This window comes from Halalkalirubrum salinum, assembly GCF_005543295.1.
Classification (GTDB): domain Archaea; phylum Halobacteriota; class Halobacteria; order Halobacteriales; family Haloferacaceae; genus Halalkalirubrum; species Halalkalirubrum salinum.
In genome coordinates this window covers 79,272-101,306 of record NZ_SRSG01000023.1, presented here as the reverse complement: position 1 = coordinate 101,306, position 22,035 = coordinate 79,272, and the positions used below count along the sequence as shown (strand labels likewise).

General features: G+C 60.0%; 15 protein-coding genes. 5 read left to right on the top strand and 10 right to left on the bottom strand.

The features are described 5' to 3' along the window. Window positions 1-129: 129 nt before the first annotated feature. From E5K03_RS09315 to thrS, 4 genes are all read right to left on the bottom strand, one after another. Entirely contained in the window at window positions 130-972 is an 843-nt protein-coding gene (locus E5K03_RS09315) for a TrmB family transcriptional regulator (protein ID WP_171006658.1), read from the bottom strand. A gap of 351 nt (window positions 973-1,323) precedes the next feature. After that, window positions 1,324-2,055, bottom strand: coding sequence for a class I SAM-dependent methyltransferase (locus E5K03_RS09310; RefSeq protein ID WP_138006573.1), 732 nt, complete (start codon window positions 2,053-2,055; stop codon window positions 1,324-1,326). Between the two features lie 71 nt (window positions 2,056-2,126). Next, window positions 2,127-3,269: a pyridoxal-phosphate-dependent aminotransferase family protein gene (locus tag E5K03_RS09305; RefSeq protein ID WP_138006572.1), complete on the bottom strand. Its 1,143-nt coding sequence runs from the start codon at window positions 3,267-3,269 to the stop codon at window positions 2,127-2,129. 113 nt (window positions 3,270-3,382) lie between these two features. Next, complete coding sequence (gene thrS / locus E5K03_RS09300; RefSeq protein ID WP_138006571.1) at window positions 3,383-5,317, bottom strand: threonine--tRNA ligase; 1,935 nt, start codon at window positions 5,315-5,317, stop codon at window positions 3,383-3,385. A 118-nt stretch (window positions 5,318-5,435) separates the two neighbouring features. Here thrS and hjc point away from each other — a divergent pair, with 118 nt between their 5' ends. The 3 genes from hjc to E5K03_RS17705 all read left to right on the top strand — a co-directional run bounded on the left by hjc (window position 5,436) and on the right by E5K03_RS17705 (window position 7,978). Then, window positions 5,436-5,849, top strand: a complete 414-nt coding sequence (hjc, locus tag E5K03_RS09295) for a Holliday junction resolvase Hjc (protein ID WP_138006570.1) — start codon at window positions 5,436-5,438, stop codon at window positions 5,847-5,849. Between the two features lie 116 nt (window positions 5,850-5,965). Then, the gene (locus E5K03_RS09290; RefSeq protein ID WP_138006569.1) at window positions 5,966-7,810 is read left to right on the top strand and encodes an SLC13 family permease; all 1,845 of its coding nucleotides are present in this window, start codon (window positions 5,966-5,968) and stop codon (window positions 7,808-7,810) included. A 42-nt stretch (window positions 7,811-7,852) separates the two neighbouring features. Continuing rightward, window positions 7,853-7,978 (top strand): hypothetical protein, encoded by a 126-nt coding sequence (locus E5K03_RS17705; RefSeq protein WP_265338723.1) that lies wholly within the window; start codon window positions 7,853-7,855, stop codon window positions 7,976-7,978. Window positions 7,979-8,014: 36 nt separating this feature from the next. Here E5K03_RS17705 and E5K03_RS09285 read toward each other — a convergent pair whose 3' ends face one another. Next, window positions 8,015-8,248 carry a hypothetical protein gene (locus tag E5K03_RS09285; RefSeq protein WP_138006568.1) on the bottom strand — a complete coding sequence of 78 codons (234 nt, stop codon included), beginning with the start codon at window positions 8,246-8,248 and terminating at the stop codon, window positions 8,015-8,017. Between the two features lie 198 nt (window positions 8,249-8,446). Here E5K03_RS09285 and E5K03_RS09280 point away from each other — a divergent pair, with 198 nt between their 5' ends. Then, complete coding sequence (locus E5K03_RS09280) at window positions 8,447-10,804, top strand: DEAD/DEAH box helicase (protein ID WP_138006567.1); 2,358 nt, start codon at window positions 8,447-8,449, stop codon at window positions 10,802-10,804. Here E5K03_RS09280 and E5K03_RS09275 read toward each other — a convergent pair. From E5K03_RS09275 to malA, 5 genes are all read right to left on the bottom strand, one after another. Continuing rightward, window positions 10,792-11,718 carry a winged helix-turn-helix domain-containing protein gene (locus E5K03_RS09275; protein WP_138006566.1) on the bottom strand — a complete coding sequence of 309 codons (927 nt, stop codon included), beginning with the start codon at window positions 11,716-11,718 and terminating at the stop codon, window positions 10,792-10,794. The genes E5K03_RS09280 and E5K03_RS09275 overlap by 13 nt on opposite strands. Then, window positions 11,696-12,013: a hypothetical protein gene (locus tag E5K03_RS09270; RefSeq protein WP_138006565.1), complete on the bottom strand. Its 318-nt coding sequence runs from the start codon at window positions 12,011-12,013 to the stop codon at window positions 11,696-11,698. Before E5K03_RS09270 ends, E5K03_RS09275 begins: the two co-directional genes overlap by 23 nt. A gap of 128 nt (window positions 12,014-12,141) precedes the next feature. Continuing rightward, window positions 12,142-12,339: a DUF7501 family protein gene (locus E5K03_RS09265; protein ID WP_138006564.1), complete on the bottom strand. Its 198-nt coding sequence runs from the start codon at window positions 12,337-12,339 to the stop codon at window positions 12,142-12,144. 91 nt (window positions 12,340-12,430) lie between these two features. Next, a complete protein-coding gene (gghA, locus tag E5K03_RS09260) occupies window positions 12,431-14,887 on the bottom strand; it encodes a glucosylglycerol hydrolase (RefSeq protein WP_138006563.1) in 2,457 nt (818 codons plus the stop codon). 162 nt (window positions 14,888-15,049) lie between these two features. Next, complete coding sequence (gene malA / locus E5K03_RS09255) at window positions 15,050-17,080, bottom strand: alpha-amylase MalA (protein WP_240729989.1); 2,031 nt, start codon at window positions 17,078-17,080, stop codon at window positions 15,050-15,052. A gap of 234 nt (window positions 17,081-17,314) precedes the next feature. Here malA and E5K03_RS09250 point away from each other — a divergent pair, with 234 nt between their 5' ends. After that, complete coding sequence (locus tag E5K03_RS09250) at window positions 17,315-21,898, top strand: glycoside hydrolase family 15 protein (protein WP_138006562.1); 4,584 nt, start codon at window positions 17,315-17,317, stop codon at window positions 21,896-21,898. The last annotated feature ends 137 nt before the right edge of the window (window positions 21,899-22,035 follow it).

The following is a 22,035-nucleotide window of genomic DNA, read 5'->3' as shown; positions in this document are numbered from 1 at the left end:
AAGCTAATTGTCCACAATTTTTAGTTATGATAGCACAAATAGTACAGGACGATCGAAGAGCGCGAGTAAGGTGCCGTTACGACGCCCTCAAACTGTGAGTCCGCTATACGCGGGTCAACCGCATTCGGACTAGTCGTTCACAAGCGTATCTCCCTCGCCGGGATCGTCCTGGAATAGCAACCCCGTCGCCATCAGCCGCCGGGTGATTGCAACCAGGCCGTTATGGAAGCCACGACCGAACACACCCTGTTCGTGTTCGCGGCTATCTCCGTTCGCTTTGGTGAACGAGCTCACCAAAATTGCCTCTCGATCGGCTAATAGTAACCGACTGATCTCCGTGTCGTCACCGGGGAGTGGCGATCGGTCCAACCAGTTCAATCCCGAGACGAACACGTTGATGTCCGGGAGCGCGTCTTGAATTTCATCTCTGAGTACGTCGTCGATCGTCCCAACGATGACGTCCACATCACGTTCGTGAGCGGCGTCTAATTGTTTGGCTAATCGGTTGGTGAAAATGCTCTCATGGCCCACGACGAGAATCAACTCGTCTGTGGCACCCTCAATCAACTGCTGTGTTCGACTCGTGATCCCTTGATCGCCCGAGAGCACCCACACTTCGTGGGTCGCTTCTGTTGTGTGTTCATCGTCACTCGGTTCGAGTCCGCTCAGTGCTCCCCGGAGTGATTCTGTCCGCTCGACGTACTCCGACTGGAGCGTATTGACCGCTTCGTCGATCGAGACCGCTCGGAACACCTGGGGATTCGAGTGTTGTGTCTCTACGAGTCCCTTTGTTTCTAACACGCGTACCGCATCGTAGACCCGCGTGCGAGGTACTTCAGAGGTCTCACTGATGTCTTTTGCCGTTCCATACTGCCGTCGCGCAAGCGCGACAAACGATTTAGCCTCATATTCTTTCAGTCCGAGTTGCTGGAGCAACTCGATTGCTTGATTTTGATTTGAAACGTTGTCCATTGGTCCCAACCTCGTCCACTATAATTCACTTTGTCCCCTAGGTTTTTAGTACGTCGCCCCGCCCCAAACAAGTGTCACTCGAAACATCACACAATATGGCGAAGAAATGCGTCTCTGGGCATATAAAAATCAGTTCTGAAAATTCGTTCACCCACTTAATCACAATACTTCTATATTGGTGCAGCACGGAGCAAAATATGGCGGGTAGTGCAGTATTGGTCCCAACCTCTCTGTCACTACACGCCACAAACCACCACACCGGTGGTTTTTCAGACTTAATACGTGCGTTACTTTGCGTTTCTCGTAGACTCGCAGTTGGTTTTTTCTCGCGCTCACAGCCGATCTGCCTCATCACCGCAATCGAAGCGCAGCGAGGTAGTGGGCTGCGCCGGGCTCGCGACGGGTAACATCAGCGAGTTCCCACCCTGTGCCGATCGCCGCCTCGCGGAGTCGCCCCGGAGAGAAGAGCCGAAACTGGAGGACTGGATCCACCTCGCCGTCATACTCGAACCACATAACACGATGGGCGAGTCCCGGCGTCGGATCTCGGCGGTATCCAAGCCTGTCACCAGATTCGATCGCCGTTGGATCGTACCCGTCGACAACCGCGGTCGCACCTGGCTCCGTAACGTACGCGAGATCGCACAGAAACGATCGAATGCCAGCGATCGAGCCGGCGAGCCCGAGTTGGGTGCCGTACACGAGTGCTGCGGCGAACCGATCGCGATCGAATTCCGATCGCAAACCGAACATGTCTCCCACACGGGCGTCCTCGACACCCCGATCGTCCATGGTCTGGACGAGTGCTGGGCTCGCGTCGATCGCGACAGTCTCGAACTGTTCTTGGAAGTACAGGGTATCGCGTCCCGCTCCCGCCCCGATGTCGATGAGTGGCCCTGAAAGCTGCGAGTCGATCCATGATCCACAATGGCTTTTGGGATCGTACGGCTCGAAGTAGAACGCCTCGATCGGGTGCTCGCGTCGATCGGGCCCATCACACTGCCAGAGCGGTCCCGCCTGTTCGCCCCGGTAGTGGTCGTACACCGCCCGACCGAACGCGTCCGGCTCGACGCTATTTCCCATGTCGGTCGGTTACGTGCGATTGAAAAAAGCGTGTGTGAAATACGGTACCGCGGATCGCGCCGAGAGCGTGATCAGGCCTCGTATCCTTGCTCAGCTAACGCTTCTTCGAGTGTCGAGAGTACGTATTCGACGTTCTTCGGCCGTGCAGAGTAGCCCATACACCCGATCCGCCAGATGTCGCCGGCGAGATCGCCCAGTCCGCTCGCGATTTCGAGGTCATACTCCTCGAGGAGGTACGAGATGACCGCGCCGTCGTCGACGCCGTCGGGCACGCGCACGGCGTTGAGACTCGGCAACCAGTACTCGTCTGGGGCGTTCATTTCGAGCCCGATCGCCTGCAGGCCGGATTTGAGCTCGCCGGCTACCTCGCGGTGGCGCGCCCAGCGGTTCTCGATGCCTTCCTCGGCGACGAGCCGCAGCGCCTCGCGGATTGCGTAGACGTTCGTGATCGGCGCGGTGTGGTGATAAGATCGATCGTCGCCCCAGTAGCCCTCCAGCAGCGAGAGGTCGAGGTACCACGATCGCGGCTGTGTCTCCCGAGAGAGCACTTTTTCCATTGCGCGATCTGACAGCGTCAGCGGACTTGCACCCGGCGGACAGGACAGACACTTCTGTGGGCCCGAGTAGGCGACGTCAACGTCCCACTCGTCGACGCGCATCTCGACGCCGCCGAGAGAGGTGACACAGTCTGCGATTACATACGCGTCGTGATCGTGGGCGATCGACGTCAGTTCGGGGACACCCGGCTGTAACACCCCAGTCGATGTTTCGGCGTGGACGAACCCGAACACGTCTGGCTGGTGTTCCTCAAACGCCTCCTGGACGTCGGCGGGATCGAGCGGCTCGCCCCACGGCGCGTCGACGTGGACAACCTCTCCGCCGGCGCGCTGGGCCATGCTCTCCATGCGCCCGCCGAAGTAGCCGTTCGTCGGTACCAACATCGTATCGCCCGGCTCGACGAGGTTGCCGATCGCAGCCTCCATCGACGCCGATCCGGTCCCCGAGACCGGGATCGTCCACTGGTTGTCCGTGCGGAAGGTGTACCGCAGGAGGTCCTGGACCTCGTTCATGATCTCGATGAACGACGGATCAAGGTGTCCGACGAGTGGCGTACTCATCGCCTTCAGCACCCGCGGATGGACGTCGCTCGGTCCCGGGCCCATCAGGGTACGATCCGGCGGCCTCAGTTCGTCGACGGCTGGTTTCTCGACCATATCGATTGATTAATTGTGGGAAATAAAAACGCGATGGTTGTCGAAAATTGTGCTGGGAAGCCGCCGCAGACCACCTGTGCGTGGAGTACTCGCTATAACCGTCAGCAGAGTACTCAGTCAAGGAAGTCCGGCATCTGTCGCTTCTCAGCTCGTTCGGATTGCAGGTGTGCAAGGAACGTCTCCAGTTCGACGTCCTGTTTTTCTCGTTCCTGTCTGTCGCGTACCGAGACCGTGCCGGCTTCCTGTTCGTTGCTACCAACGACAAGCATGTACGGGACGCGATCCTCCTGAGCCTCGCGGATCTTCCGACCGAGCGTCCACGATCGGTCCTCGATTTCGACGCGGAAACCCTGGTCGGTGAGTTCGTTGCGGAGCCGGTAAGCGTAGCCGAGTTCGTCGTCCGAGATCGGCAGAATACGGACCTGTTCGGGGGCGAGCCACAGCGGGAACTTGCCGTCGTAGTGTTCGATGAGCACCATGAGGAACCGCTCGTAGCTGCCGTACAGCGCGCGGTGGATCATCACCGGCTGGTGTTCCTCGTTGTCCTCACCCGTGTAGGTCAGCCCGAAGCGATCGGGCATGTTGAAATCCAGCTGAACGGTCGGGCCGTCCCAGCTTCGCCCCAGCGCGTCGGTGAACGCGAAGTCGATCTTCGGGCCGTAGAAGGCCCCATCGCCCGGCTCGAGATCGTACTCGAAGCCACTCGATTCTAACACCGACTCCAACTGTGATTCGGCCTGCTCCCAGATCTCGTCGGAGCCCACAGATTTCTCCGGACGAGTCGCGAGCGCAACCTCTGCGTCGAGCCCGAACGTCTCGAAGACGGTCGTGATGTTGTCGATGATCGTGTTGATCTCGCGTTCAATCTGATCGGGGCGACAAAAGAGGTGCCCGTCGTCGATCGTGAACGCCCACACCCGCGAGAGCCCCGAGAGCTCGCCGCGCTGTTCTTTTCTGTAGACCTTCCCGTCCTCGAAGTATCGGACCGGCAGGTCTCGGTAGCTCCACGATCGCTGATCGAAGATCGTCGCGTGGCCTGGACAGTTCATCGGCTTGAGTCCGTACTCCTCGTCATTGACGTCGAGGAGGAACATGTCGTCGACGTAGTTGTCGTAGTGGCCGGACTTCTTCCACAGTTCCGTGCGGAACAGGTGCGGTGTCTCAACAGGCTCATAGCCCGCCTCAAGGTTCAACGACTCAGCGAAGTCGCTCAACTCGGTGAGGATTCGCTTGCCGTTTGGGTGATACAGCGGCAGACCGGGGCCGGTCGTCTCGTCGATCGAAAAGATCTCGAGCTCCTGGCCCAGCCGGCGGTGATCCCGCTTTTTGGCCTCTTGGCGGCGCTCGCGGAACTGCTCTAGGTCGGACTCGCTTTCGAATGCCGTCCCACTGACTCGCGTGAGCGTCTCGTTTTCCTCGTCGCCGCGCCAGTAGGACGCAGAGATATTCGTCAGCTCGAATGCGCCGATTTTACCCGTCGATTCGACGTGTGGGCCCTTACAGAGATCCTCGAACTCTGCCTGTTTGTAGAAGGAGATCTCCTCCTCGTCGGCGGCTTCCGTCTCGAGTATTTCGAGCTTGTAGGGGTTGTCTGCCTCCTCGTATCGCTCGATCGCCTCCTCGCGGGATCGATCCAGGCGCTCGATGTCGTAATCTTCCTCGACAATCTCGGCCATCTCAGATTCGATCGCCTCGAGATCCGACTCATCGAGGTCGACACCCGTGATGTCATAGTAGAACCCTTTGTCGGTCCACGGGCCGATCGTCAGCGTTGCTTCGGGGTACAATCGTAACAGGGCCTGGGCGAAGACGTGCGCTGCGGAGTGTCTGAGCACGTCGAGGTATTCGTCGCTTTGGTCCGTGACGATCTCGATGCGATCGCCGTCAGAAACCGGCGTGGCTTTGTCGACCAGTTCCCCCTCGATCTTCCCGGCGACTGTGTCGCGTCCGAGTCCGGGGCCAATCTCGAACGCTACGTCTTCGACCGTCGATCCTTCGGGGACCGAGAGATTCGATCCGTCCGGAAGGACGACTGCGATCTCGCTCATACGAATTCGAAGCCGGAGAGCGCGGTTAAGTGTTTTCGAGTTGCGCCGAAGATACTCACACAACGGCAATCGTTTTATATTCGATCGCGGCATTCCTCACGCTATGAGGTGGTGGTGAGTGCCGAGCCGCAAGGGCGATCGCCGCGAGCGCGAACTGGTCAATCTCCTCGACGAACACGGATTTGCGGTCATGCGCGCGCCCGCCAGCGGTGCGGCGACCGATCGTGATCTGCCGGATGTCCTCGCGGGGGACGGCCAGCGGTTTTACGCGATCGAAGCGAAGGCCTCGAGCGGGCGACCGATCTACCTCGACGCCGACGAGATTGAGTCGCTTTCCTACTTTGCAGACTCGTTTGGCGCGGAGGCGATCGTCGCTGCGCGATTCGATCACGAGGCATGGTACTTTTTTGACCCCACAGAGCTGTACCGGACCGACGGCGGAAATTATCGTGTTAAGAAGGAAACTGCGCTCAGGGAGGGGATGGACATCCTCGCGATCTGCGGGCAATCCGAGCAGTCACGGCTGTTTTGAGGGCGGATATGAGGACTGATCGGCTCTCATGCTGAAACGACCAGCAGACCAGGAATTGTCAGTTCTATACCACTACTTGACCAACAATTAAACAAAACCACCGTATTGAACACTCCATGGTAGTCGCAGGGATCCCGATCGGCGCGCTGGTCGTCTTTGCGTTGATCGGCGTCGCGTTGATCCTGTTCGTCTCTGAGATCATCCCGAATGACATCACCGCGATTGGCATCATCTTCGCGCTTGCAGCGCTTGAACCGTGGACGCAGGTGGGGCCACGCGCGGCGATTTCTGGGTTCGCAAACACGGCGACCATCACCATCGTCGCCATGTACATGCTGAGCGCCGGTATTCAAGACACGGGGCTGGTCCAGCGGCTTGGCCTCCATCTGGCGGCGTTCACAAAGGGCAGTGAGACCCGGGCGTTAGCAGCCACTGTCGTCACCACTGGGCCGATCGCCGGGTTCATCAACAACACCCCTGTCGTCGCTGTGTTCATTCCAATGATTTCGGATCTAGCGAGACAGAGCGGTATCTCCCCGTCGAAGCTGTTGTTGCCGCTGTCCTATGCAGCCATCCTCGGGGGAACATTGACACTCATCGGTACGTCGACAAATCTGCTGGCGAGTGAGCTCGCCGCCACACTGCTTCCCCGCGGGCCGATCGGGATGTTCGAATTCACCGCCCTCGGAGTAGTGATCCTCATCATCGGCACGGTTTATCTCATGACTGTCGGTCGGTGGCTTACGCCAGCCCGTGTCCCCGTCGATGCGGATCTAGTCGAGGAGTTCGACCTCGAAGACCATCTTGCGCAACTTCGCATTCGAAAGGATTCTGCAGTTATCGGGTTCACCGTCGACGAACTGGACGAGGTGACCGAAGCAGACGTGACGATTCTACAGATCCGACGCAATGGCGAGGTGTTTCTCGCTACAGACACCGATCAGCGGTTACAGCATGATGATATTCTGATCGTCCACGGATCGCTACAGGCATTGAACCGCTTCAGGGAAAAACAGCAACTCAGCCATCTCCTCCGTGAGGACGTGACAGAAGAGACGTTCGGAGCGTCATTTTCATCTGATACCCTCGCCAAGGCGGTTGTCCCTGAGATCTCACCCTTCGTCGGGGAAACGCTCGCGGTGGCTCGTCTGCAGAAGTTTCACCGCACGACCGTCCTGGCCATCCGACGGGAGGGTGAGTTGATACGTACCGACCTCAATGAGATCGAACTCGAAGCGGGCGACACGCTGTTGGTGCAGACGATCCCAGACGCGATCCGATACTTCAGGGAGACCGGCGACCTCGTGCTGATCGAAGAGGACGCCTTCGATCGACTGATCGAAGACGGCATCGAGGAAGTCGCACCGCTGTCACCCAAGGCACCGATCGCCGTCGCCATCATGGCTGCGGTCATCGCCGCGGCAGCACTGAATGTGTTTTCGATCGTCATCGCCGCCCTTGGAGGCGTCTTTTTGATGATCGTGACCGGGTGTCTTTCACCGCCCGACGCCTACGACGCCGTTTCCTGGAATATCATCTTCCTGCTTGCAGGTGTGATCCCGCTGGGACTCGCGATGGAGGCGACCGGCGGAGCCGCGCTTATTTCGGCGGCATTGGTCGCCACGGCTGACGTCCTCCCCCTGCTTGCAGTCCTGTTGTTGTTCTACATTGTGACTGGATTGTTGGCGAACGTCATCACACCCGTCGCCACGATCGTCTTGATGATCCCAGTCGCAGTGGAAGCGGCACAGCGACTCGACGCGAACGGATTCGCATTCCTGCTGGCCGTGATGTTCGCCTCCGCGACGTCTTTCATGACGCCCGTGGGATACCAGACGAACCTGATGGTGTACGGCCCTGGTGACTACGAGTTTACGGATTTTCTGAAAGTCGGCGGTCCCCTGCAATTTATGCTTGCGGTCGTGACAACTGTCGGTATTGCCACGATCTGGGGGCTCTGATACCCAATCTGGGACTGAAAGTCCGATCTGGGATTGTAATATGTGATCTGGAACTTCGAAATCCGAGTGCTCAACGATCGCTTCGAGAAACTCGAAACGGCGATCGATCGCGACCCCACGCCCGACGTCGGTGGGTCGCTCTGTCCAGTATTCTTCCCAGTGTCGTAACTTCAGCAAACATGAAGCCCCAATACTTAGCTCGAGTTACCGTTCGGCTTCAATCTGAAAGCCTTCTTCTCTGTTGTCTGTTGCACCGGAGACGCGAACGGTCACGACATCAGCCGGCGGACCGTCAGCATCGAACGATAGCCGGACGAGCAGTCTAATGGCCGTGTCAGACTCCTCGCACACGTCATCGTCGGACGCGGTCCGGGATACGGCTGTTTCAACAACTGGGTGCCCATTTTCAGCGATGAACGGCGCTTCGGTCAGCTCCAATTTGTAGCACTGCTCCGGGGCGAACGCTTGGACGTATACAAGCCGATCGCCGTCCGCAAACGGTGTCTCCTCAATAAACGCCTCATGGAAGCTTACCTACTGATTTAATGGTGAATGTTAGCACATAGGTTATCGCCAGTAAAATCGGGCACTCTGTCTCGCCGAAACCGTTAGCAGTGATGACTCCTGAGTATCCCTGTGGACGACATCCTCAGTTGGCTTCGCGATCGCCCCACCTACGCCGGCCAGATCGTCGCCGATCGAACGGTTCCGGCCCGCGAGCCCTCCTTCGCAGACATCGAACTCGAACCGCGGCTCCGATCGTCGCTCGAAGCCGAGGGGATCGACCGTCTCTACGAACACCAGGCGGCCGCGATCGAAGCGATCCGTGATGGTGACAACGCGGTGATCGCGACCGAAACGGCAAGCGGCAAGAGCCTGGCGTACACCGTTCCGGCCTTCGAGAACGCGATGGCCCACGGCGGCCGAACGCTGTACATCGGCCCACAGAACGCACTTATCGCCGATCAGGAATCGTCGCTGTCAGAGCTGGCCAGGGGGCTCGGATTCGGAAGCCGGGTGTCAGTTGCGTCGTATACCGGTCGGCTGTCGAAATCCGAAAAACGGGCCGTCCGCGATCGCCGCCCAACGGTGCTCCTTTCTAATCCGGACATGCTGCACTACGCGCTGTTACCGCACGCCCACCGATTGTGGGAGTGGTTTTTTTCCTCGCTCGAGTTGGTCGTGATCGACGAGGTACACAGCTATCGCGGCGTCTTCGGCACGCAGGTTGCACTCCTCATGCGCCGGCTGAACCGCCTCTGTGAGCGGTACGACTCGTCGCCACAGTTCGTGTGCTGTTCGGCGACGATCGGCAACCCGGTCGAACACGCCGGGCGGATCACCGGCCACGACCCAGACAGCTTCCAGCTCGTCGACACAGACACGAGCGGCCACGGACCCCGGCAGTGGGTACTCTGGAATCCACCCGAGTACGAAGACGACTGGCAAGCGCGCGGCTCTGGCCGACGGCGATCGAGCCACACGGAGGCTAAACGGCTGTTCTGTGATCTGCTCACCGCCGGGTATCAGACGCTAACGTTCACCCGCGCCCGGCAAGCTGCTGAGCGGTACGCGACTGAGAGTGCCAAGGAGCTGCGCGATCGCGGCCAGCATGACCTGGCCGGACAGGTACGGGCGTACCAGGCCGCGCTGGGACACGACACCCGAAGAGAAATTGAAGCCGATCTCCACAGCGGGACACTCCGCGGTGTCTGGAGCACGAACGCGCTCGAACTCGGCGTCGACGTGGGTGGCCTCGATGCGGTTGTCATGGACGGCTACCCGGGGACTCGAATGTCGGCGTTCCAGCAGGCTGGACGGGCGGGCCGCGGCGACGATCCTGCGCTTGTTGTCTTGATCGGTGGTGAGGACCAACTCGATCAGTATCTCATGCGCAACCCGGATGCGTTCTTCGACGCGGATCCGGAGCGGGCAATTTCGAATCCCGAAAACGAAATGCTCCTTCCGGACCACGTCGCCGCGGCTGCCGCTGAAAACTGGCTTTCTGTCGACGACGAACGGCACTTCGGCGGACCGTTTCCTGACATCATTTCGCGACTCGAATCCGACGGGCAGCTCGAACGCCGATCGACCGATGATGGGATCCGCTGGACCTACGCGGGCGGAGATAGTCCCCAACACCGCATGAGCCTCCGAACGATCGGCGATCGCGAGATCAAACTGCTCGATGGCCGCTCAAACGAGACAATTGCGTCACTCCCGCTCGCCGACGCCCTACGAGACGCCCATGAAGGGGCGATCTACCATCAGCAGGGTCAGACCTACGAAGTGTCTTCGCTGGATCTCGATCGCGATACAGCAATTCTCCAGCCAACGTGGGCAGACTACTATACGCAGGTGCTGACCGACAAGTCGATGACGGTGAACGCCGATCTGCTCGAAACGTCGCTTTCGGGTCACCCTGACGCAAGCGTTCGGTTTGCAGACGTAACGATGACAGAACGGGTGACCGGGTTTCAACGCAAAGATCGTCGGACCGGGAACACGATCGGTGACGGAATGCTCGATCTCCCCGAAACCACGTTACGGACAAAAGCACTGTACTACACGCTACCGCCGGATCTGGAGGTTGCTATTCGCGCGGACCGTAGCGACGACGTCTTCAACGGCGGTATCCACGCCGCCGAACACGGGATGATCTCGTTGTTCCCGTTCAGCCTGCTGTGCGATCGCGGCGACATCGGTGGGATTTCGACACCATACCACCCCCACACCGATCGGCCGACAGTGTTCATTTACGACGGCTACCCCGGCGGGGTCGGCCTCACGCGGGCAGGATACGGGATTGTCGAAGAGCTAATGACACGGACGGCGGATATGATCGACGCCTGTGACTGTGCGGACGGCTGTCCATCGTGTGTACAGTCTCCCCAGTGTGGGAATGCAAACGAGCCGCTCTCGAAGGCACCGGCGGTTGAGCAGCTACGGGCGCTGTCTGTGCAAAAAGACGAACGGGGCGATCACTCGACGTGAATGGTTCGGTCGTCGTCAACCCTGAAGGTGATTGTTTTGCCGTCAATTTCGAATATAAATCGCACATCCAGCGGATCGACTGAGCGGATATCTTCGGTGTAGTTCATGGCAGACCCAATCGATGCGTGCGAGAGTGGCGCGATTGGATTGATCCCGTTGCCGGCGAGAAACGCCAGCATCTCGGTGTGAGCGGTGAGTTTCACCCCGAACAGTCCGCTGCGATTGTAGATACAGTTCGGACACGAGAAGTCGATCGACACGGCGTAGCGATTCCCACAGGCAGGACAGACGCCATCGGCAGGGTCGTGGGTTGGACAGACGTCGAGTGACTCCTCAAGCGAGGCCGAACACCGCGGGCAGACGCCGGTGACCGTCGCCATCGTCTCCAAGCCGCCCCAGATCCGTGCGGCTCTGTAGACCTCGTCGGGCGAGCGATCGCCAACCCCGGCTGGTGGGAGGTAGAGTCGCCCGAGATGACCATACTCGCCGGTAAACTCTTGACGACCGTACGTCCCAGGACACTCAGTACAAAACACCAAGAGCTGTTCGTCGCTGTAGGAGATTCCGATCGGCGCACCGCAGTACTGACAGTATTGGTCGACTTCTGTGGATTCAATTATCGGATGCTCAGTGACCGCGCCCGAGAGGACCGCTTCGATAATCCGTTCGCCCGCGCGTGTGAGCTCGTAGCCGTCGTCGCGTTTTCGAACGAAGTGATCGACGAGTTTGTTGAGGTGGTAGTTGAATTGCCCTGAGTCAGAGAGCTCAATCCGATCGTATAACGCAGAAAACGAAAGCGGGGTGTCTGCATCCGCCAGCGTCCGAAGAATATCCATCCGAGTCGTGTTCCCGAGCGCGCTGAACGCCTGGTCCGGCGTCAACGCTGGCCCCTCATCGTCCGGTGGCGACGTCATGCTGGGGACGTGCTCGCCGGACACGTAAATAACTGCCCGCGATCGCCTCCCGAAGTCCACAGATAACCCATCCGGCGTATCTCGCGACGATCGCACCCGCGAGCGCGGCTCCGACGAGCTGTGGGGCGCTCGCAAATGCCAACAACCCGACGAGGACGCCGAGGTATCCAACGATTCCGGCGACGCTCGAACGTCCCTCGGCTAAAGGGTGATCGTATCCTATCATCTCGGTGGGACCGAGGTGGGTCGGCCTCGATCGGCTGTGCGACCTGATCGTGTGTGATCTCGCTTGCATGGATACACCAATGGCTTCTGAGCCGTTAAGTGTATTCAGAATGATATTTCTGTAAGCCGGACTACTGAAAATTTGTTCAGTAAATCCGTCCACGGATCCTCAGTTGGGCGTCACGCAATTTTGATCGATTACCCACCCCAACCGCGCATCATGTCGCCGGCGACGCGATCGCGCCACTGTTCGAACCCAGACGCGCACTCGGGGCTTTCGTCGAGATGATCGATGAATCCCGCACCAGGGTCGGCTAATTCGTCAGCACAGAACGGGCAATGGTCGGGATCACCCCACCGTGGTATCGGCGCCGAAGAGTTATCTGTTGTTGGCATACACCGTATTACGAAATTACACTGTAAATAGCTTAGCTCAACTAGAAATTATTGTATGTTTGTTTGACTATATTTAAAATTGTGAAATACACTACTTCTGCCTTGACCAAACGATCGCCTGCACGTTTCCGAGTTCTATTGGCTCTTCGTCGGTCGAAACCGCTGGCGCAGCCAGTTCGGGCTCCCAGCCGTCGGTTGGCAGGCCGTCGATCTCGGCGGCGAGGATTTCGGGCGATACGTCGATTGGTGTCCCCTCCATATTCGCTGCGAACAGCAACTGCTCGTCGGCGTCTGGAGATTCCCTGAGCCCGTAGTACAGGACGGTCCCCTCTGTCGGATGCCTGTAGCCGTATGCTTCGTTATCTTCGATATCGACATCCGATCGGAGCCACGGTCGTTCGTGGCGGAACTGCCGGACGGAGCGATCGAACGCGGTCCGCTCGTCGCTCTGTTCGTCTGTCCAGTGAGCGAGGTTCGCGTACTCATGGACATCTTCCATCCACGCGTCAGCAAACGCCTCAAGATCCTCAGGAGAGATGTCATCGCCCAGCGGCGAGTCGATCGTCGAGAGAATTGTCGCCATCGCCGCAAGATCGTAGTCGGTCGTCTCGACCGTCGCGGCGAGCGCGCGGACGAACGATCGCAGATCCTCTTTCTCGGTGAATCCGAGCGATTTGAGGCCGTCGAAGAACCGATCGTCCGGATAGATATCGTCTGGGATCTGCCAGTCGACGAGGTACGCCTCCTCGGCGACGACTTTCACGTTCCACGTTGGGTCAGTGTCACGAATGAACCCCCACGGCGATCGCATGTTTGCGCCGATGAAGTCCATAGGCACACCCGGCATGAAACAGTAAAACAGCATGGTCGCTGCCGGGCTGTTGTACGCCTCGTTGATCGTCTCCGGCAAGCTATCGGCGAGATGTGGGTTCTCCTGTGGAGCATTCCACGCGTCACCAACCTCCGTCTGGGTGCCTCGCCGCAGCGTGTCGTGATTCGCAACGCCGGTGATCCACTGGCTGCCGAACTCGGCGACCTCACGAACTCGCCACCACTTGGTGGCCCAGAACGTCAAAAGCGCCGGCGTGTTGTGGGCGAACGTCACTGGCGACCACTGGAAGGTGTGGAGGTGTTGCTCGATCAGCGTCCGGTACGTCGACGCGAGCTCCCAGTCTTCCTGTGGCCAGGGCCGGCCGTCCTCGAAGATCATCCACGGGCGGTACTCGGTGCCTGCGACCTCCTGTGTCACCGCGTCCATCCTCGCGAGGAAGTCGTCGTCGTGGACCATCTCCTCGCGATCGGGATCCCAGTACCGGAAGTCCTGTGCGCCGTCGACGCGAATTCCATCTGCACCGTAGTCCATCTTCCGGCGCTGCAGTTCCAAGAGAATCGCCCGAACGATCGGGTGGGTATAATTGAGATGCTTGCCGTACATCCCCGGCCCCTCGAAGAAGTGATCGGTCAAGAGCGGGATCGCTCCGTTATCGGCGTGTCCGAGCGCGATGTCAAAGACGACCTTGATCGGCTCTGGAAGGTTGTGACACGCCGCGATGAAGTCGACGAGCTCGTCGGGCCGACCGGTTTCGAGGATCGCGGGGTTCGTCGCTGAAAACGCCGAGACGACGATGTCGTACCCCCAGTTGATCATGTCGGGCGACTCGGTAGTGACGGTAACCGTCTCTGATTCTGCGGCGCGATCGATCGACTGGGGCGACCAGCACGCATGCCGATCTGGGTGTTGAGTAATCGGCTCAGTCGGCATGAGCTGGATCGCGTCGTAGCCGACGAAGTTCCGCTCGGCGGGGGTCAACGGTTCTTCTGCGCGCTGTTTCTCGCCGATCGATCGATACCACCGCGCGAGTCCGCCAAGGCTGCCGGCCTCTGTGGCGGTTCCAGGGTGAATCTCGAGCATACTCACCGCTGGATCGACCCGCGGGAGGCCATCGTCTTCTGTAGTCGATACACGCTCGGCCGCAGTTCCGAGCGCCTCGAAGTAGTCGCGATCGGCCCGCTCAGCGTCGAGTCGGCCCATATCATAGATCTCAGCGGGCGCGTACACACCGAATGGCACCGAATCTGCCAGCGGATCGGGAATCACACCCCACGTCTCGTCGCCGAGGTCCGACTCCCGACCGAGTGCTTCGCCCGGCTCTGGGCGGCGGTAGATCAGCTGGTACAGGGTTCCGAGCGTCTCACGCGTGCCGGGCTTGATCCCCTCGATCGCCGCCCAGGTGTACTCGCCCTCCCGCCGGACTGGGACGCGATCACGCTGGAACTCGACGGTTGCGTCGCGTCCGGGATCGACTGACTCGATCGGCGTGTATACCTCAAGGAACACATCGGTCTCGTCCACGTCAGCGTCGGCGAGTTCTGGGGTCCAGACGCCGATCGTTGCGGCCTCCTCGTCAGTTACATCCACTCCCAGGCGCTCGGCGATCGCCGCAGCAGCGTCGAATTCGGTTTCGGCAGTTGTCTGTTGGCGTCGTTGCCACGCACACAGTTTCTCGGTTCTCTCGATGTCGATCGTCGGAGTATCAGTTGTCGTCATACGATAGTAGATGTCGTCATTTGGTGTCGATCGCCGTTGGTGTTCGTTGCAATCGTATCTGGATATCCGCGGGGATAGCTATTTTTCGGGGGTGTATCAATCGGTCGTATTTTATCGAAACAAGAGCGCCATCAGTTCGACGACAGCCTTGCAGTTGCGGTGTTACTCGGTAATCTCGAAGACGGCGACGTCTTCGACAGTCAATCCGTTTTCTGCTGCCCGATTGTCACCGCTGACGAGGTCGGTCGCATCGACGTCGCGATCGACGCCGACTTCCACCGTGTCAGGGCCAAAGTGCAGACAGACGAGTAGCGTCTCCTCGTCATCGGAACGGACGAACGCGACCGCATCGTCGGCGTCGGCCGCTGAGTCGTCTGGAACTGTCACACCGTAGTCGATCCGCTCGAGTTCGCCGCCGAACCCGACTGCCTCGTGTTCGGCCTCAAGTTCGATCAGGTCGTCGTAGTGGCTCCGGACGTCGTCGCGGGCGTGTTCCCACGCGATCGCGTCACGACGCCCGCGCTGGCCGAGTTCCTGGCCGCTGTACAGCATCGGAATTCCCGGGAGCGTGAACAGCGCACCCGCCGCGGCAAATGCCGCGTCATCACCGCACTCGACAAGGTATCTGGTTTCGTCGTGGTTTTCCAGATAGAGCATGAACGCCGCGTGATCCGGGAAGCCGCTCTCGGTGCGGCCGTCGATCGCGTCTAGCATTGCTTCTGCAGGCTCGTGACCGCGACCGATCTGTCTGAGCGTGAAGTACAGCGTGGTGTCGAAGTGGACGTCGAACATCCCCTCGTGGAAGTCCTCGATGTAGGGGATCGTTTCGTCCAACAACAGGAAGTCCCGATCGCGCGCTTTGACCCGTTCTCGGATTTCTCGCCAGAAGGAGTCGGGAACCGCCCACGCCATGTCACAGCGGAATCCGTCGGCGACCGCGGCCCACTCGTCGACTGCGTCCAGGAGGTGCCTGCGGACCTCGAGGTTCGAGTAGTCGAAGTTCGCGATCAGCTCCCAGTCGAAGTAGGTCCCTGGTTCGCCAGAGTCCTGCCACTCGTACCAGTCGTAGTACGGAGACTCCGGATTCTGGTAGGCATCCTCGAAGAACGGATGATCGCGCGCAGAGTGGTTCAACACGAGGTCGAAAAGCACGGACATCCCACGGTCGTGGGCCGCCGCAACGAGCGATTCGTACGACTCGCGATCGCCCAGGTCGTCGGCGATCGAAAAGAAGTCCGTGATGTTGTATCCGTGGGGCTTGCCGTCGTGTTGGAGCACGGGCGTGAGCCACAGGGTGTCGACACCGAGTTCTTCGAGATATGGCAGTCGGTTTTCGATCGCCTCGAAGGTCGTATCTGCCTCATCATCACCGTTCGCAAAGCCACGGACGTACACCTCGTACAGGGTCGCATCCGTTGCCCACTCTGGGGGATCGTTCAGCCGGAGGACGTCGACGGCGTCCACATCAAAGCCGTCACCGTCGTGTACCGCGTCGACCGATGCGCTGACGCTCACCGCGTCAGCAACGCTGTAACTGTCGCCAACGGCGACCCCATGTACCCGGAGCTGATCAACATCGGCGAGGACTGCTGCAGGAATCTCGACGGTTCGATCGGTCACCGTTACGTCGCTTCGGGAAACCCCGTCGCGATCGTCCAGGACGAACTCCACGCTGAGATCAGCTGCGGTTCGCGCAGAGTCTGGGTGAGGGGTCGGCGTCGCGCGAACGACAACGCGCTCGCCATCCTCGGAGACTCCACCGTCGAGACGGATCCGAGGGCGGCCGGTTGGCAGCTCAAGTGACTCGCCGATCGCACCCGAGCCAGACCCGCTCACGCCGCTTTGGCCGCTTCGACCGCTTCTGCCGCTCGGTCTAAGTGAGCCCGATCCGCTAAAGCCGCTCAACCCGCTGCGGCCTGCGGCTGCGGCGCCCACGTCTGCGGGGCGCTTGTCGCTGGGGAACACTCGAACGGTTTGTCTGTGGGTCCCGTCGGGTGCATCGAGTTCGAGCCGGTAGGTTCCGGCCGCGTCCGGGGTAAAACCAATAACCGCGCCCTCGGGCAGTTCGATGGTACTTGCGATCGGCGCATCGTGAATTGACCACTCGTACGTCGCCTCTGGATCTGGATCACGCGGTGCGAGCTCTACAACGTCTCCCACGGCAATGAACCGCGGCGGACCAGGATGGTGCATGTCTCTACAAACGACTTCTGTTACTTTGGTGTTGTGTATTTCGAAAGTATTTCTTACAGATGTAGTCAATAATCAATGATAGATGATCTAGTAGCCTGTCGTAGGACGATTTTCGGAGACAACCGCTATCTTTCGGGAACAGATTCCCGTACTTGTGAATTGATTGAATGTATCCGGCGGTGAATGCTGCGAAAAGCCAGTAATACTTATTCTTCCACACTCATCTGGAAGTATATGCGACTGCGTACTGCAATCAACGAATACAAATCTCGCCACGGATCTGCGTTCCCTGAGGAGCGCCCGACAACCGAAGGGGCGTTCTCTGCGCACGGCGATCGGCTCGTTCACGTCGATCCGTCGGGGCAGCTGCGGGATTATTCCTCATCTCTTTCCGGACTCTACGGGCTTGATAGGTCGCGACTTGGCATTGAGACGAACGATGGGACCCGGTGGTTCGACGAGTTTGAGACGGTCAGACAGCACTACTATCGGGAGACGAATCTCGTCGAAACGGAGTATGACGCGGGTGATTTCACCGTCCACCAGTACGATCTCACGCTTGGGCGGGCGCACACAACACACATCAAGCTACGGGGGGCGATTCCTGTCGACGCAGAGTTGACCGCGTTCCTCACATTCGCTCCCGAGGGCAAGGAAGGTCAGGTCGGCCGGCTTATCCACAACGACGGCGGCCCAGACGGCTCGAAGGCCGTGGAGGTGTTCCATCGAACCGAACACGATTACGTTACCGCCTCGACGGGGATCTCGAACGTCCGGGGACAGATCCCAGAGCGCTTCGACGAAATCCTCGCAGAGCACGCGCTGGAGTTCCCACGGGAGGCCGTGTTGGAAAACTACGAGGACACCCACCTCAGCGGAGACGTCGTCGTGAGCGCACCGCTGGAGCGATCGGGACGGGCCGCCCAGACGACGCTCGTCACCCAGATATCCGATCATAGCGAACTCGATCGCGAGGACGCCCTTGCGGACTTGCGGAGCTGTGCGATCAACCACGATTCGGCGGATGCACTGAGGCAGGCGGCCAAAGATCGAGCGAACATCCGCGTCCCAAAGAGCGCGCCGAACGCGCAGATCGTCAGACAGGATCTTCGATCGCTCTCGCTGTTGACGGCACCGACGGGCGTCCATATTGCCGCGCCGGAGTTCGATCCGTTTTACACCCACACCGGCGGCTACGGCTACACGTGGTTCCGCGACGAGTCAGAAACGTCGAGATACCTCCTGACGGCCGATCGATTGCTCGACCTCGAAATGAACGGTTCGCACGTCAAAACTGCCCGCTTCTTTTGTGATACGCAACTGCCCGACGGGAGCTGGTCGCACAGAGCGTGGGCGATTGACGGATCGCTCGCGCCCGGGTGGGCCCACGGACGCCTCGAAGGCGGTAATTCCGAGGAGTATCAGGCCGACCAGACCGCGAGCGTTACCGCGTTCCTCGCAGAGCTGGTGGCTGAACACGGCCAGGAGATAGATCCAGCCGTCCGAATCTCGATCGTCGAGACGATCGAAGCCGCGGTTGGCGCGCTCGAGGAGACGATCGCTGACAACGGGCTTCCACAGCGGTGTCAGAATCTCTGGGAGAATATGAACGGGCAGTTCCTCCACACCGCTGCGACGTATCTCTCGGCGTACGCGACAGTCGCGGCCGCCCCGCTTCCTGATGAACTCACCAACCACGCGGAAACGCAAGCCGAGGCGACTGCGGAGGCGATCGAAGCTCTGTGGTCGTCGGATCGTGAGGCCTATATCATGCGCACGAGCGGCGACGGCTGGATTGACGATCGGCTCGATTCAGCGGGCTTCGCGCTTGTCGATGCGTTCGACGCGTACAGTCGGATTGCCGATCTCGACGACGAGACGATCGATCAGCTCACGACACACGTTGAAACACTCTCGACGGAGCTGTTCCGCGATCCGCATGGGCCAGTCTCTGGACTCACACGATTCGAGGGCGACAAGTGGCGCACCCACGGCCAATCCGATGAAAAGGTGTGGTCAGTTTCGACGGCGTGGGGCGCGACTGCCAATGCGACGCTTGGTGCGCTGTTGAAGCGGCTTACCGAACAAGCCGAAGACGATGATGAGGAAGAACAGCTCGAGACGGCTGCTGTGAACGCGTTCTTTCGAGCAGGTGAGCTTTACGAGCTGTTATTGCCCGATGGCCCGCTGTCGACAGACGCGGGGTATCTGGCCGAACAGGTGTTCGACGACGGTACCCACGACAGTGCGACACCACTCGGCTGGTCCCACGCGCTCCGGCTGTATGCGACCGCGCTGTTGCGCGAACACGACGCGCTGCCGGTCCACGGCGGCGAACCGGCTGGGCCGGGCGATCGCCCAACGTGGACGACCGGCGAAAAGTACGGCGTCGGAACAGTCGCCGATCACACAGATCCCGAACCATCGAAGGTGTGGTTTACGCTCACCGAGGGCGCGCTGACCGAACTTCGGTTCCCACGGGTCGATCTGATGAACGTTCGGACGGTCGACTTTCTCGTTGCTGACGCAGCCGAAGATTCCACGTACACCGCCCGTACGTACAACGAAACCCGAACCGATGATGACGCCGATACGGTTTCGCGCCGCGTAGAGCCGACGGAGGACGACGCGCTCGCGTTTCGGCACATTATTCAAGAGCAAGGCGACGGCCGAGGGCATGCCTGGCGGCTCACTATCGAGTACGCGGCCGACCCCGATCACGATGCGGTCCTCGCCGCCGTTGAGTTCGAGGCTGACGACGACAACGAGTACGAACTATACGCGATCGCCGACACCGCCTTGACGAACACCGGTACCGCCGATCGCGGGCTGACACTCGGTGAGCGGGGTCGACACCATCTGGTTGCGAGAGACTCTGACGCCTACGATCAGACCGCCGATTCGCTTTTGACCGACGAAAACGGCGAGCCATACAGCGTCGCGGTCGCGATGGCTGCGGCTGGTCGCTTCGATTGGGCGACGGTCGGCGTCGCCGGGAGCAGCTACCTTACCGAGCTGTTTACTGATGGCATCCGCCCTGACTCTCAGCGACGGGTCGACGACGACAACGTCGTGTTAGTCGGCCAGCTGAATACTGCCTCGAAGGCAGGTGATTCGACGGTTTCGGAGACAGTTGCGATCGGCTTTGGAGAGGATGCAGACACCGCAGCTGCGCTCGGAGAAGCGGAAGGATCGCTGACGCGACCCTACGAGTCAGTTCGATCGGCATACGTCGAGACGTGGCGCGAGTGGCTCAATGCGGCACCAATTCCCAACAGTGTGGCCGGCGACGAGACGCTTGAGCCGCAGTACAAGACGAGTTTGATGGCACTGCGCGCGGTTGAGGACAAGACGTTCCTTGGTGCGGGGCTTGCCTCGCCGTCAGTGCCGTGGGGTGAAGAGGTCGTCTCCGAGCAGGCCAGAGGATACGGTTACAATTTCGTTTGGTCAAGGGACCTCTATCAGGTGTTCACCGTTTTCGAGGCGATCGACGACCTCGAGACCGCCCACGCCGCGCTGGAATACATCTACACCCGCCAACAGGACGACGATGGGTTCATTCCACAGAATACCTACGTCGACGGACGGACCCGCTGGGGCGGCGAGCAGATGGACAATATCTCGTTCCCGCAGGTGATGGCCTACCAGCTCGCCCAGCGTGGACTCACGTTTGATGATGTCGGCTACGAGTTCGAGAACGTCAAACAGTCGGCAGACTACGTCGCAAAGAACGGCCCAGCGACCGCCCAAGAGCGCTGGGAAGAAGAGGCAGGGTACTCGCCGTCGTCGATCGCCGCCGAAGTGGCAGGCCTCGTCTGTGCAGCCGACCTCGCGATTGACGAGGACGAACCTGCGGACGCGCTCGTCTGGCTAGCGCTGGCCGACGAGTGGACAGAGCGGGTCGAAGAGTGGTGTGCAACGAGTACAGGGACGAAACTCCACACCCACACGCCGTACTACGTGCGCGTCACCCGGGACGGCAATCCAGAAGCAGGGCACCTCCGGACGCTTGCGAACGCCGGACCGACCCTCGACGAGCGTGAGATTATCGACGGTGGATTCCTCGAACTGACGCGGCTCGGCATGAAGCCAGCCGACGATCCGATAATCAAAAACTCGATCACCGAAGTCGACAACACGATCCGCGTCGATACACCCATTGGCCCTGCCTTCTATCGCTACAACGGCGACGGCTACGGCGAACAGGCTGTCGAAGACGAGGGCGCACCGTGGACCGTTGAAACCAAAGGCAAGGGCCGACTGTGGCCGATTTTCACCGGCGAGCGCGCTGAGTACGAACTATTTGCCGGGACAACGGAGGGCGAACTCGCCCCCGATCGGCTGCTCCGGACGATGGCTGGCTTTGCAAACAGCGGCCGGATGCTCGCCGAGCAGGTGTGGGATCGCGGCCACAGTACCGACTACAACTGGGAGTTTGCCGAGGGCACAGGCTCGGCGACGCCGCTGTCGTGGAGTATGGCACAGTTCGTTCGGCTTGCCCACGGCGTCGACGCTGGCGAACCCGTGGAAACTCCCAAAGCGGTCAGACAGCGGTACGTTGAGAATGATCGCCCCGACGGACCCTCACTCCGCGTCGAAGGGCGGATTATCGACGACAAACTGCACGTCACCGGCGAGACCGACGGGAGCGTGCTCGCGGTCAAAGCCGGCGAGAACACGGCGATCGAGACCGACGCTGGCGGAAGTTTCGAACTCGCAGTGCCGATCAATCGCGGCGAAACGAACGTCAGTGTCGCCGCGGCCACCGGCGCCGACCTGCGATCGGCCGGTACGACTGTCGAGCGGTTCTCGATCTGAGCGGAGCGCCGGTCAGTCGACCCGTCACGGCGGTCGTCGGTCGGCCCGTCACGGCGGTCGTCGGTCGGCCCGTCACGGCGGTCGTCGGTCGGCCCGTCATGGCGGTCATCGGTCGGCTCGTCATGACGGTCGTCGAT

What these genes read in the sequence shown, in the direction of transcription:
- gghA (WP_138006563.1), bottom strand. Translation starts at nt 14,887, where the DNA reads ATGACGACAACTGATACTCCGACGATCGACATCGAGAGAACCGAGAAA.
- thrS (WP_138006571.1), bottom strand. Translation starts at nt 5,317, where the DNA reads ATGAGCGAGATCGCAGTCGTCCTTCCGGACGGATCGAATCTCTCGGTC.
- E5K03_RS09315 (WP_171006658.1), bottom strand. Translation starts at nt 972, where the DNA reads ATGGACAACGTTTCAAATCAAAATCAAGCAATCGAGTTGCTCCAGCAA.
- E5K03_RS09310 (WP_138006573.1), bottom strand. Translation starts at nt 2,055, where the DNA reads ATGGGAAATAGCGTCGAGCCGGACGCGTTCGGTCGGGCGGTGTACGAC.
- E5K03_RS09265 (WP_138006564.1), bottom strand. Translation starts at nt 12,339, where the DNA reads ATGCCAACAACAGATAACTCTTCGGCGCCGATACCACGGTGGGGTGAT.
- E5K03_RS09250 (WP_138006562.1), top strand. Translation starts at nt 17,315, where the DNA reads ATGCGACTGCGTACTGCAATCAACGAATACAAATCTCGCCACGGATCT.
- E5K03_RS09290 (WP_138006569.1), top strand. Translation starts at nt 5,966, where the DNA reads ATGGTAGTCGCAGGGATCCCGATCGGCGCGCTGGTCGTCTTTGCGTTG.
- malA (WP_240729989.1), bottom strand. Translation starts at nt 17,080, where the DNA reads ATGCACCATCCTGGTCCGCCGCGGTTCATTGCCGTGGGAGACGTTGTA.
- E5K03_RS09270 (WP_138006565.1), bottom strand. Translation starts at nt 12,013, where the DNA reads ATGCAAGCGAGATCACACACGATCAGGTCGCACAGCCGATCGAGGCCG.
- E5K03_RS09275 (WP_138006566.1), bottom strand. Translation starts at nt 11,718, where the DNA reads ATGACGTCGCCACCGGACGATGAGGGGCCAGCGTTGACGCCGGACCAG.
- E5K03_RS09305 (WP_138006572.1), bottom strand. Translation starts at nt 3,269, where the DNA reads ATGGTCGAGAAACCAGCCGTCGACGAACTGAGGCCGCCGGATCGTACC.